We start from the raw sequence: 11,697 nt of genomic DNA on the forward strand, positions 1-11,697 counted from the left end.
ATTTTTGCATTCACCGGAGTGAGTTTGGCAGAATTTGAGCGGGAGTGCCTGAGAGATTGGCCCCTTTTCCGCGGAGAGCATGCCCCCGTCGCTGTAGCACAGCAAAGCAATGCCTCCCAAAATCATGAGCTCGCCTGAACGCCGGCATAATGGGAGCCGTGTTGAGCCCAGGCGATGCCGAGAGTGGCAAGCGCGACAGAGGGAGCGGCGCCGAACAGTCCCGCAAAGCTCTTCGGTCGAACAACGTCTCCGATGATGACGAACAGCGAGACAAAGAGGCCGCCGGCAATAGATCGAAGAATATATTCGGTCAGGATGTCCGCCCCCGCGAGGTGGCCGAAGCGAGCGCGCCCATGTGAACCGCATGGCCCGACGGAAATGCGTCGAGACTGTCTCCGGACAACGGGATGCCATGGAGATGACCTTATCGATGCCGCAGGAAAATGGCCGCTCCAGAAGATCCTCCAGTCGATCGAAGGGCAGGTCGCGAAGATCATCGCGGTAATCATCAATCATCATCGTCACTAGCCTGACGCTGGCCTTCGGCGACACCTCGGGCGACTTCCGCCGCCGGGGTCGTTAGTGCAGAATGAACAAATTGAAAATGGACTCGCTTTCACTACAGTATTTCGAAACACTCTCAAGGACTGACGCGTGTTGGAGGCGGCTCTGATGGTACGAGCTCCATTTTTAATAATTGTCTTGTTGCTGGCCGGCTTGCTTTCCGGTTGTGACACCAAGCCGGCGGCGAGCACCAATCGTCCTCCGCTGCCATCCGTCACCGTTTCGAAACCAATTCAGAAGTCGATTACCGAATGGGATGAATACACTGGCCGGTTCGAGGCGCTGAAGACAGTCGTTGTTCGTGCACGCGTCTCCGGTTTCATAGATTCTATTCATTTTAAGGACGGTTAGATTGTCAAAGAAGGTGATCTCCTGTTCGTGATCGACCAGCGGCCCTATAAACTCGCGGTCGATCAGGCTAAGTCCGATCTCGAACGTGCGCGAGCCAAGCTTGATATCGCCACGGCCGACGTGGAGCGGGGGACGCCGCTAATCAGCCATCAGACCTTAACCGCGCGTGAGTTCGACACGCGAAGGTCCACGCAGCGCGAGGCCGCAGGCGGAGTTGGCGCGGCAGAAGCTGCGCTCAAACAAGCCGAACTCAACCTCGAATGGAGCGAGGTCCGCGCCCCCATAGCCGGGCGTATTTCCGATCGGCGCGTCGATGCCGGAAATCTAATCACGGGTGGGCAGAGCGGGGCGACGTTGCTGACCGTAATTGTTTCGCTTGATCCCATTCACTTCATATTCGAGGGCAGCGAATCTGATCTTCTGCACTACCTGCGTCTCGCCGCATCCGGAGGGCGACGATCGTCGCGCGACGTGGAGAACCCGGTTGCCGTTCGTCTCGCCGACGAGACTGATTTCAAGCACACGGGCCGAATGGATTTCGTCGATAACGCCATTAACCCGAAGACAGGTACGATTCGCGGTCGTGCCATCTTCGATAACAAGGATGGATTGCTGACGCCTGGTTTTTTTGGACGGCTGCGGCTGTACGGCGGCAACAGCGAAGCATTCCTGATTCCGGATAGCGCGATCGTGTCCGATCAGGCGAGCAAGATCGTATTCGCGGTCGCTGAAGACGGCACGGTTGGCGTCAAGAAAATAGAACTGGGCCCGATCGTCGATGGACTGCGCGTCGTTCGCTCGGGCCTTGCGCCAAATGACCGTATCGTGATCGAAGGTTTAGCCCGCGCGCGGCCCGGACAAAAGGTCGAGGCCGAGGACGGAACGATCAAGGCCGCCGCGAAATAAGCGTCGCTCAGCGCGGGGTGGTGAGGTTCGAATGCGCTTTTCTCATTTCTTCATCGACAGACCAATCTTCGCTAGCGTGCTTTCAATTATCCTGACGCTTGTCGGCGCGATCGCTCTTCGCGCGCTTCCTATTACCGAATATCCTGAAATCGCTCCGCCCACTATCCAGGTGACGGCGACGTATGCTGGCGCCGCGGCAGATATCGCGGCGGATACGGTGGCTTCGCCAATAGAGCAGGAGATCAACGGCGTCGACAACATGATCTATATGGTGTCGCAATCGACGGGCGACGGCACGACACAGATTAACGTAGTCTTCAAACCCGGTACAAATATCGACGACGCGCAGGTCTTGGTGCAGAATCGAGTCTCGATCGCGTTGCCGCGTTTGCCGGAAGAGGTGCAGCGTATCGGCGTAACCGTCAAAAAGAAGTCACCTGACCTGATGATGGTGATTCATTTGATTTCGCCCGATGGCACGCTCGACCAAGCGTATATCTCGAACTACGCGACTATCAATATTAAAGACGTGCTAACCCGGGTCGACGGGGTTGGTGATACGATCGTGTTCGGCGCGCGTGACTATTCCATGCGCATTTGGCTTGATCCGGCCAAAGTGCAATCGCGCGGTTTGACCGCGAGCGATGTGATCACCGCATTGCGCGGCGCTAATATTCAGGTTGCCGCTGGCGCCATCAATCAGCCGCCTGCGAAGTCGCCGGTTGGATTCGAGCTGGCGGTGCAGACATTGGGTCGGCTCTCTAGTCCGGAGCAGTTTAGCGACGTCATTGTCGCGACGGATCAGGACGGCCGGGTGACGCGCGTGCGGGATATCGCCCGTGTGGAACTGGGCGCTTATACTTACACCACGAACGCTTATCTTGACGGCAAGGTCGCAACCGGAGTCGGCATTTACCAGCGTCCCGGCTCAAATGCGCTCAAGACCGCAGCCGCTGTAATCGCGACGATGGACGACCTTGCGAAGAATTTTCCCCCCGGTCTTAGCTACCGCATCGCATACAACACCACCCAATTCATCGAGCAATCAGTTCACGAGGTGATCAAGACCTTGTTCGAAGCACTGGTTCTTGTAGTACTCGTCATCATTCTATTCTTGCAGACCTGGCGCGCCGCGATCATTCCTGTGGTCGCTATTCCGGTGTCGCTGATCGGTACGTTCTTCGTGTTGGCCGCCTTTGGTTTCTCGCTGAATAACCTGACTCTCTTTGGACTTGTCTTGGCTATTGGCATCGTAGTGGACGATGCTATCGTCGTGGTAGAGAACGTCGAACGTTATCTTCGCCAGGGCCTGATCCCGCGTGACGCCGCACACAAAACCATGGATGAAATGGGTGGCGCACTGGTTGCAATTGCCCTGGTTCTTTGCGCTGTATTCATTCCCACCGCATTCATTACTGGCATTTCCGGCGCGTTCTATCGACAGTTCGCTATCACCATTGCGTCTTCCACGATCATCTCGGCCATCGTGTCATTGACGCTATCGCCAGCGCTAGCTGCGCTGTTTCTGCGACCGCATGATCATGAGGAAAAGCCTGGCTTTTGGATGACCTTCGGCCGACCGTTCAATGCCTTCTTTACCGTATTCAACAATGGGTTTGAGAAGCTTTCGAACGGTTACGCGGGATTGACACGACGGATCGTGCGAGTCGTGGCGTTGATGCTCCTAATCTATGTCGGTCTGATTGGCCTGACCTACTTCCAAATGTCCCGCACGCCGTCTGGGTTTATCCCACCGCTGGACCGTGGCTACTTCATCACGGCCATCACTTTGCCGCCGGGATCTAGTCTCGAACGCACCGACGTCGTTATGCGCAAGGCGTCGGACCGTCTCTTATCACGGCCAGGAGTCGCCCACACCGTGACTTTCGCCGGGTTCGACGGCGCGACTTTCACCAACGCTCCCAATTCCGGCGTCATCTTCGTCACTCTCAAGCCTTTTGAAGAACGGGAAAAAGATAAGCTTAAAACTGAAAAGATCCTTGATGATCTGCGCGCGCAGATGCAAGCGTTGCGCGAGGCTTTCGTTCTAGTCATTCCACCACCTTCGGTCCCCGGCATCGGCACGGGCGGCGGCTTTAAACTGTATGTCCAAGATCGCGGCGGTCGCGGTCCCCGTGCGCTTGAGCGAGTCGTCAACGCGATAACTGGCTTGGCCAATAAGACTCCTGGGCTCATTCAGGTCTTTACGTTATTCAACGCCTCGACGCCGCAGGTTTTTGCCGACATCGACCGCACGAAGGCCGAAATGCTCGGTGTGCCGATATCGCGTTTCTTCGACACGCTGTCGACCTATATGGGGTCGACCTATGTCAATGATTTTAACATCCTGGGGCGCACTTATCGGGTGACAGCGCAGGCCGACAACCCATTCCGGCTTTCGACGCGCGATGTGGAAGCCTTACGGACCCGCTCGAACGCGGAGGAAATGGTGCCGCTTGGTGCGGTTGCGACTTTCCGTGACATTACCGGGCCGTACCGCGTCCCGCGCTACAATCTCTTTCCCGCCGCAGAGGTGCAAGGTGCCACGATCCCAGGGTTTTCGACCGGCCAGGCGATCGGTACTATGGAAGATATTCTCGCCAAGAACTTGCCGTCCGGCTTTGGCTTCGAATGGACCGAGATCGCCTTGCAGGAGAAAGTTGCTGGAAATACCGCCGTTGTCGCATTCAGCTTTGCGGTGGTGTTCGTGTTTCTATTGCTGGCCGCGCAATACGAAAGTGTATTGCTGCCACTTGCAGTAATCTTGATTGTGCCGATGTGCCTGCTTGCGGCAGTGACCGGCGTGCTGTTGCGCGGCATGGACAACAACATCCTCACTCAAATCGGCTTTGTGGTGCTCATCGGCCTCTCCTCAAAGAATGCCATTCTCATCGTCGAATTTGCCCGGCAAGCGGAGAATGACGGCGCCAGTCGCTGGGATGCAGCAGTATAGGCGGCGCGTACCCGGCTTCGCCCGATCCTGATGACCTCGATCGCGTTCATCCTTGGCGTCGTACCATTAGTGATCGCCACCGGCGCAGGTGCCGAACTTCGACAGGCTCTCGGGACCGCCGTCTTCTTTGGAATGCTTGGCGTTACGCTGTTTGGCCTCGTGTTCACGCCGTTATTCTATGTTTTGGTACGCTGGATTGCGTCAATTTTCTCCCGCCGCGGTACGGCCGACACGACGCAACATCCTTCATAACCGCGTCGCCGTCATGGCACGTTTACATCGAAACGCCTCGCCGAAGACGTGGAGCGGTTCGGATACAAGGTAGCCGCGACGATTCTCAGCAAGACGCCTCCCTTTTGTTGCAGGAGCGAGCGCGAAGTAGCAGGTGTGTTTTCGACTGTATGGGGTGAGGATTCGACTCATCGATATTACCTCATTCGTTGATTGCTGAAAGCGTCGAACGCCCAACGTCCCGAGCGGCTACCACCTCTAGCTCGTAGCCATCCCCTTTCCCGCCAGCTCCTTTTTCGCGCTTTCGTTCTTAGTCAGGTGCGTCAGACCCATGCCGCGCAGAACGTTTGGAGCCTTGGTGAACTGGATATTGTCATAGCCCACGATCTCGATGCGATTGCCCCAGGGGTCGCGGAAATCGAGAAACGGACCGTCGATCGGCTCGACCCCCGCAGCCTTCAAGGCACCACGCGCCGCCTCTTTGTCGTCGACAACGAGGCCGAAATGCCGACCGTCATCGGCGGACTGTTTGCGTCCCGCCATCAACGCGATGAATTGGTCGCCGAGATCGATGAAGGCCATCGCCTCGCTCTTACCGCGCAATTGAAAGTCGAAGATGCGACTATAGAATTCCAGCGCTTCCTCTATATCACCGACCTCCAGCGCCACGTGGTTGAAACCGATGGCGCGCGGCTTTGTGAAACTAACCATTTAGTCCTCCTCTTGGTCGATCTGCCGCTCCTTGACTGGCCAAGCGAGGTTCGCTGCCGAGCCATAGGCGCTGTCGGCGGCAAGATGCCGGGGCTTGAAGATATCAATTTCGTTGCGCGGTCCAGTAGCCCGAGCATCGCTCATTCCCTCGTGGCCGTTCCATGTCCCGCGGCCAGAAACACTGGAGAGTCGGCCGGAGCCGGAGGCGTATTTATCCTGAACGGTCACCGAAGCGCGAACCGCGCCAGATTTCGCGACGTATCCTCTGAACCTTACGAGATTAGGATGCGTCACAACTCCATTAGAAATATTGACAGTGAAGTTGTAGGTAGGATCGCACGCGCCTCGTTGCGTCACGAAGACGAGGTCCCAAGAACCATCATAAGCCGATCGCGCGTTTGCGGTATGCGACAGGACAACAAAACAGATTGTTGCCATCGCGCGGAGCGAAAGCATCTTCATAATGATTTCTCCCAACGTTAGCGTACTTCTTTAACGAAACTAAGTTCCTTGAACGATTTTCAAAAGGCCTGAATGGCGATGCAGCGGCTTGAGGTGCACCGACCTGCGATTGTTCTGTTGCAGGAAGATCAGGGAGCGAGTGCCGCGACGACGTCCTCAATGTGATGTCTGCGATCTGACTTGGTTCGTCACGGTCGAAACCGCGAGTAAGAACGTCGTGGCGGATGGTCAGGCGGTCGCTGCGAGGCTTGAACCTATGCCACCGGCCTTGCGCTGGTTATCGATGCTGAATGCGCCGGCGCCAAATGCCGCGATCTGCAGAAGCCCGCCCACCATCATCACGTTCTTGAGGAAATGGATCATCTGGTTCTGGTCGGCAAAGTTGTTATGAAACGACACCGCTGCTGCGAGCGAGAACAGGGCAAGAGCAGCGGCGACGGAGCGAGCACGATAGCCGGCGATGAGAAGCAAACCGCCGCCGAGTTCGACGGCTACGGCCACCGCATAGGCAAGCGGCGGAATTGGCAATCCGACGGCGTTGATCATGCCGGTTGTGGCGCTATAGGCACTGAGCTTGCTCAAGCCGCTCATTGCAAAGGGAAGGCCGATCATCAGCCGACCGGCGAAGGGAAGATAGCGGATAATGCTCATGGCAATGACTCCTGTAATTGGAACGTTCTATTAAGTTCGGGCCTGGCGGTCCTGAACTGCCCGCACTGCGCAGCTCGATCTGTGACGGACAACGTCGCGCGGCTCAGGCGGCGGCGACCTCAAGCGCGGGATAATCGGTGTAGCCTTGTGAGGTGCCGCCAAAGAAGGTGGTGTGGTCCGCCTGATTCATCGGCGCATCGCTCTTAAGCCGCGCGACGAAATCAGGATTGGCCAGCACCATCTGGCCGTAAGCCTCAAAGTCGGCCAGTCCCGAAGCCACATCAGCGCCGATTTCCTCGCGCGGGCGTCCGGGTCTGTTCAGGATCAGCGCCTGCTTCCATTGCGCGCGCAGGTCGGCCATCAGCCTATCGTCGCCGTTATGCATGACGTGGATGTAGGCAAGGCCGAGCTTGTTGAGTTGGGCGACGAGATGGCGATAGAGATCGGGGCCGCTCGCTCCCTCGTTGAGTCCGCCGAGGGGTGATCCGGGAGACAGGCGGATGGCCGTCCGGTCGGCGCCGATTTCCTCTGCGATTGCCTTGGCGACTTCGATCGCGAAGCGGGTGCGGTTCTCGATCGAGCCGCCATATTGGTCGGTGCGCGTGTTGGCGTTCGGGGCGAAGAACTGCTGAACGAGGTAGCCGTTGGCGCCGTGGATCTCGACGCCGTCGGCGCCAGCCTCAATGGCCGCGCGCGCCGCGTGACGGAAGTCGGCAACGGTCTGGTGGATGTCTTCAGTAGACAATGCGCGCGGCGCCGGAATCTCCTGCATCCCTGTCGCGGTGAACATCTGCGATGCGGGTGCGATTGCGGATGGCGCAACAGCTTGGCGATGGTGCGGTGTGTTGTCGGGATGCGACATCCGCCCGGCATGCATGAGCTGGATGAAGATTCGACCGCCTTTGTTATGCACGGCCGTTGTCACCTTCTTCCATCCCGCGACATGCGCCGCTGTGTAGATGCCCGGCGTCGTCAGGTAGCCTTGCCCGTCGTCCGAAGGCTGCGTGCCTTCCGCGACGATCAGGCTGACGCCGGCGCGCTGCCCATAATACTCGGCCGCGAGGTCTCCCGGCGTGCCGTCGGGCTTGGCGCGGCTGCGGGTCATCGGGGACATGACCAGACGGTTTTGCAGGACGTAGCGTCCGAGACGGACCGGCGTGAATGTGTGGATGCGAAGTGTCATCGTGTGCTCCTTCGGCTGCTTGGGCAGCAGCGTTGCCTTCACGCACAATATGAGGGATGGCTTATATCGGGTGGAGTCAGTATATTTTGATATTATCTATCGGCTGTACCGATGGAGTGATCGGTGCTTGAAAGCGTGTCGTTCGACCAGTTGCGGATGTTCGTGGCCTCTGCCGATGAAGGCAGCTTTTCGGCCGCAGCGCGCCGCGTGCGAAGAACCCAATCAGCGGTGAGCGAAGCGATTCTGAGTCTGGAGGCTCAGCTTGGCGTCGTGCTGTTCGATCGTGCGGGGCGTTATCCCAGGCTGACGAAGGAAGGCGTTGTCCTGCTGGCGGATGCGCGCGCGGTGATCACCGGCGTCGACGCCATGAAGGCGCGGGCGAAGGGGATTGCTGGCGGACTCGAGGCCGAGTTGACGGCTGCCCTCGACGTGTTTCTGCCGATAAAGGTGATCGCCGAGGCGGCGCGAGAATTTCGTATCCAGTTTCCGGCGACGCCGTTGCGTCTCTATGTCGAGGCGCTCGGTGGCGCGGTGCAGCCGGTTTTGGATGGGCGAGCGAGTTTTGGTGTCGTGGGTTCTCTGCCGACGCTTCCAACCGGTTTGATCAAGGAGCGCCTGTTCGATGTCAAACTGATGATGGTGGCTGCAGCGAGCCATCCTCTTGCATCCTACCGTGGCATCATCCCGAAAGAGGAGTTGGCGCGGCATGTGCAGCTTGTCCTGACGGATCGATCCACGCTCACGGAAGGCCGCAACATCGGCGTGATGTCGCCGTCCACCTGGCGCCTGGCGGACCTCTTTGCGAAACACGCCTTCCTTGTCAGTGGCCTGGGATTTGGGGGCATGCCCCTGCACACCGTGGCAAGGGATATTGCCGAAGGGCGGCTCGCCGAGCTTTCGATTGAAGAGGCACCGCCTGGAGGGCTGCCTCTTCCCATGTTCGCTGTTTATCGGGAAGGCGAACCTCCAGGACCGGCCGGGCGATGGATCATCGAGCATTTAAAGAAATGCTCGGAAGGCGTCGCGGCGAAGGAGGGGCCACGAGCATGCTAAACGGAGCGCGCCGTTAGGGTTGCAGGCTTCTAAATACGAGCTGCTGCCGACTTGTTGGACGGCTGACTGAAATGCATGTTGTTGTGTTAAGGCAGTATCCTATGTGCGCCGGGCGCATCTGGCAGCGAGGATCGCTTCCATCTGCTCGACCAGTTCCGATGCAGCCCTGCGCGTTCCCAGGCGTAGATGGAGACGGCCATCGCCGGCTGCCGTCGGCTCGACCGGTCGTGCCGCGCGGTCGGTGATCGCGCGGGTCAGGCAACCTGACTCCGTCATCACAGGAAACAGACGATGCTTCGCCGTTCCGTCCTTGTAGGTGTCGCTTCCCTGTTGTTGACGGCTGCCCCTCTCGTTGCGGCAGGAGAGACCATGCGTGGAACCTCATTGCTTTTGGCGGCGAGCAAGGATGATGTCGCCGCCATCAAAATACTTCTGGCGGACGGCGTGCAGATCGATGCGCGCGACGACAGCGGAGCGACCGCGCTGCTGGTTGCAACCCACGTCAACAGAATCGAGGCGGCCAGGGCGTTGATCGAGGCTGGCGCCGACGTCAACGCCAAGGATAAAATCGAGGATAGCCCGTATCTCTATGCCGGAGCGCGCGGCCATCTCGACATCCTGAAGATGACTTTGGCGCACGGTGCCGACCTGAAAAGCGTCAATCGCTACGGCGGCACAGCGCTCATACCGGCTTCGGAGCGCGGTCATGTCGAGACGGTGCGCACGCTGATTGAAGCGGGAGTCGATGTTGATCACGTCAACAGGCTCGGTTGGACCGCGCTACTGGAGGCGATCATCCTCGGCGACGGCGGCAAGCGGCACCAGAAGATCGTCGATCTGCTCGTCAAGGCCGGAGCCGATGTCAATCTGGCCGACGGCAAGGGCGTGACACCGCTCCAGCACGCCCGCGCGTACGGCCACGATGCGATCGAGCGGATTCTCGCCGTCGCCGGAGCGCACTGACAAATGAAGGCGCCATGAATGACAGGATGAGCGATGCAGCGAGGTTGTTTCGCCATATCGATGATCGTGGCGCTCGACCACCTAGCCGATCCGGCCGAGGCCGGGGCGCTGTCGGCGCTGATGCAGGGCGGCGGCTTCCTGATCACGGCGCTGCCGCCATGGATCGTCGCGATGCTGCACGATCTCACCGGCAGCTTCATGGCCGGCTGGCTGCTGCACCTCGCTTCAGTCGCCGTTGTTGTCGTTCTGTACTGGCGCATGAATCCGGGAAGCTATGCCGCGGCGATGAGCCTGCCCGCGGTTTCGATAACACTTTTGAACGGTTCGTCGGCGGACAAACCGATGAATAAAAAGACAGCGCGTGCTTAAGTGCGGATTTCCTTGATTGCGGGCACCTTCACCCGCTGACCCTGTGTCGTTCGTTTAATGAAGCCCAAAGTCATGTGTCGAAAATCATCGTGACTTAACTCGAATAAATTCGACACTTTCGATTCAAAGCCGAATAGGTGAAACCGTTCGGAAGGGAAGCGGTACCGCTGGGGGCGGTCACCGCGACCGCGACTGCGCCCGCCGCGTGCGGCGGCGTCGACGCAGTGATCGTGGTGTCATTGACCACGGTGATGCCCGTCGCCGCCGTTCCGCCGAATGTCACCGCCGTTGCGCCCGTGAAGCCGGTGCCGGTGATCGTGACCGAGGTGCCGCCGATCGTCGAGCCGCTGTTCGGTGCGACCGAACTGACCGTCGGCGCGCCGGCATTGATAATGACCGTCACATTGGCGGGGGCCGATGAGAACGGACCCGCTCCTGTCGAACTGTCCGTTGCTCTGACCGTGAAGTTGAAAGTCCCGGCAGCGGTCGGCGCACCGCTTAGCGTACCGTTGCTTTGCAGCGTGGTGCCTGCCGGAAAGGCGTCGGAGGCCAGCGCGCGGCAACTTAACCCGAAAGAAGCTGAAGCGTTGATATGACCTCAAAGGGAAACGCGCCGGCAGAGGGGATCGGTTCTAAGCCCTCCTAGGCGCAACTATTTGAAGCGCATTATCGCTATATCTCGACCTGGGCAACAGCTGGAGCAGCACATAACGCAAGCGCTCCATGGTACAGGCTTTGGAAAAATACCAACCCTGAAGACCGTCGGCACCGAGTTGCTGAAGAAGCGTCGCCTGCTCTTCAGTCTCGATTCCCTCAGCCGTTACGGATTTACCGAGAGCATGGGTGATATCAATAATACCTTTGACAAGGACCAAGTCTTCTCCACTCGCTGGTAGGCTGGAAATGAACCCTCGGTCTATTTTGACACGGTCGATCGGTATGCGCCGGAGATGGGTAAGGGACGCAAAGCCTGTTCCGAAGTCATCGAGCGCGAGTTCGACGCCGGCATCGTGCAGACGTAATAGGCGGTCTTGAAAGCTCTGGAAATTGGTTCCCAGAAATACCTGTTCAACGACCTCGACGCAAAACCGGTCGGGTGAGATGCCGGTCTGGGCCGAAAGTTCGAAAAATCGATCTACAAAGCGGTCGGATCGAAAATCCGCATTGGCCACGTTAATGGCAACGCGGTCCACAGGAAGGCTCAATTCCAGTATGCGTGCCATGTCTTTGAATGCTCGTTCGACAACAAACATTCCGATTTCCGACTCCAGTCCAGGATCATTGATCTCCGGTAGAAATG

The 11,697-nt window shown here is 58.4% G+C and carries 12 protein-coding genes and 4 pseudogenes; 8 read left to right on the forward strand and 8 right to left on the reverse strand.

The annotated features are described in order from the left end of the window. Positions 1–90 precede the first annotated feature (90 nt). Positions 91–314: pseudogene (locus GGQ85_RS17695) on the reverse strand (DUF3147 family protein); the annotation flags it as partial. Positions 315–334: 20 nt separating this feature from the next. Continuing rightward, positions 335–424: pseudogene (locus tag GGQ85_RS17700) on the reverse strand (phosphatase PAP2 family protein); the annotation flags it as partial. Positions 425–447: 23 nt separating this feature from the next. On the opposite strand from GGQ85_RS17700, the pseudogene GGQ85_RS17705 reads away from it, so the two are divergent. The 4 genes and pseudogenes from GGQ85_RS17705 to GGQ85_RS17720 form a co-directional block, all read left to right on the forward strand. Continuing rightward, positions 448–571, forward strand: a pseudogene (locus GGQ85_RS17705) (TrbC/VirB2 family protein); the annotation flags it as partial. An 83-nt stretch (positions 572–654) separates the two neighbouring features. After that, positions 655–915 (forward strand): efflux RND transporter periplasmic adaptor subunit, encoded by a 261-nt coding sequence (locus tag GGQ85_RS17710; RefSeq protein ID WP_309775646.1) that lies wholly within the window; start codon positions 655–657, stop codon positions 913–915. After that, entirely contained in the window at positions 916–1,821 is a 906-nt protein-coding gene (locus GGQ85_RS17715; protein WP_309775657.1) for an efflux RND transporter periplasmic adaptor subunit, read from the forward strand. Between the two features lie 31 nt (positions 1,822–1,852). Beyond that, a pseudogene (locus tag GGQ85_RS17720) lies at positions 1,853–5,026 on the forward strand (efflux RND transporter permease subunit). 237 nt (positions 5,027–5,263) lie between these two features. Here GGQ85_RS17720 and GGQ85_RS17725 read toward each other — a convergent pair. The 4 genes from GGQ85_RS17725 to GGQ85_RS17740 form a co-directional block, all read right to left on the reverse strand. Next, positions 5,264–5,716: a VOC family protein gene (locus tag GGQ85_RS17725; protein WP_309775647.1), complete on the reverse strand. Its 453-nt coding sequence runs from the start codon at positions 5,714–5,716 to the stop codon at positions 5,264–5,266. Continuing rightward, positions 5,717–6,178, reverse strand: a complete 462-nt coding sequence (locus GGQ85_RS17730) for a hypothetical protein (protein ID WP_309775648.1) — start codon at positions 6,176–6,178, stop codon at positions 5,717–5,719. Between the two features lie 228 nt (positions 6,179–6,406). Further along, positions 6,407–6,829, reverse strand: coding sequence for a DoxX family protein (locus GGQ85_RS17735; RefSeq protein ID WP_309775649.1), 423 nt, complete (start codon positions 6,827–6,829; stop codon positions 6,407–6,409). A 103-nt stretch (positions 6,830–6,932) separates the two neighbouring features. After that, positions 6,933–8,012 carry an alkene reductase gene (locus GGQ85_RS17740; protein ID WP_309775650.1) on the reverse strand — a complete coding sequence of 360 codons (1,080 nt, stop codon included), beginning with the start codon at positions 8,010–8,012 and terminating at the stop codon, positions 6,933–6,935. Between the two features lie 123 nt (positions 8,013–8,135). Here GGQ85_RS17740 and GGQ85_RS17745 point away from each other — a divergent pair, with 123 nt between their 5' ends. The 3 genes from GGQ85_RS17745 to GGQ85_RS17755 all read left to right on the forward strand — a co-directional run bounded on the left by GGQ85_RS17745 (position 8,136) and on the right by GGQ85_RS17755 (position 10,397). Next, a complete protein-coding gene (locus GGQ85_RS17745) occupies positions 8,136–9,065 on the forward strand; it encodes a LysR family transcriptional regulator (RefSeq protein ID WP_309775651.1) in 930 nt (309 codons plus the stop codon). A gap of 369 nt (positions 9,066–9,434) precedes the next feature. After that, a complete protein-coding gene (locus GGQ85_RS17750) occupies positions 9,435–10,028 on the forward strand; it encodes an ankyrin repeat domain-containing protein (protein WP_309775652.1) in 594 nt (197 codons plus the stop codon). A 60-nt stretch (positions 10,029–10,088) separates the two neighbouring features. Then, positions 10,089–10,397 (forward strand): hypothetical protein, encoded by a 309-nt coding sequence (locus tag GGQ85_RS17755; protein ID WP_309775654.1) that lies wholly within the window; start codon positions 10,089–10,091, stop codon positions 10,395–10,397. 94 nt (positions 10,398–10,491) lie between these two features. Here GGQ85_RS17755 and GGQ85_RS20950 read toward each other — a convergent pair whose 3' ends face one another. Next, positions 10,492–10,800, reverse strand: a complete 309-nt coding sequence (locus GGQ85_RS20950) for an IPT/TIG domain-containing protein (RefSeq protein WP_374708919.1) — start codon at positions 10,798–10,800, stop codon at positions 10,492–10,494. Between GGQ85_RS20950 and GGQ85_RS20955 the strand changes: the two genes are divergently transcribed. After that, on the forward strand, positions 10,790–10,993 hold the full coding sequence (locus GGQ85_RS20955; RefSeq protein ID WP_374708920.1) for a hypothetical protein: 204 nt from the start codon (positions 10,790–10,792) through the stop codon (positions 10,991–10,993). The two genes, GGQ85_RS20950 and GGQ85_RS20955, sit on opposite strands and share 11 nt — an antisense overlap. Positions 10,994–11,029: 36 nt before the next feature. Here the strand turns inward: GGQ85_RS20955 and GGQ85_RS17765 are convergent. Further along, positions 11,030–11,697, reverse strand: a 668-nt coding sequence (locus GGQ85_RS17765) for an EAL domain-containing protein (RefSeq protein ID WP_309775656.1), incomplete at its 5' end; no start/stop codon positions are given.

The sequence above is a fragment of the Nitrobacter vulgaris genome, from assembly GCF_031453995.1.
Lineage (GTDB): Bacteria > Pseudomonadota > Alphaproteobacteria > Rhizobiales > Xanthobacteraceae > Nitrobacter > Nitrobacter vulgaris.